At 61.2% G+C, this 325-nt stretch carries 1 pseudogene; it reads right to left on the reverse strand.

The features are described 5' to 3' along the window. Positions 1-313, reverse strand: a pseudogene (locus tag J5M57_RS29110) (Ig family protein); the annotation flags it as partial. Positions 314-325 lie beyond the last annotated feature (12 nt).

The following is a 325-nucleotide window of genomic DNA, read 5'->3' on the forward strand; positions in this document are numbered from 1 at the left end:
TGCCACGCAGAACCAGGTTCTCCAGGTTGGCGCCCAGGGTCCAGTCCAGCGAAGCATTGACCGTGTCGATCTCTGTGAGCAAGGTGCTGGTTTCAACGATGACATCGCCTGCGTTGTCGACGAAGTAGGTGTCATTGCCAGTGCCGCCGATCAGGGTGTCGGCGCCCGCGTAGCCGTCGAGAATGTTATTGCCGGCGTTACCGGTCAGTACGTTATCGAGGGCGTTGCCAGCGAAGTTGAGGTTGGCGGTGCCCAGCAGGATGCCGTCCTCGACGTTGGCCGACAGGGTGTAGCTGACGGAGGTGCGGATCACGTCGTGGCCTTC

This window comes from Pseudomonas sp. 86_A (assembly GCF_017491705.1).
Lineage (GTDB): Bacteria > Pseudomonadota > Gammaproteobacteria > Pseudomonadales > Pseudomonadaceae > Aquipseudomonas > Aquipseudomonas koreensis.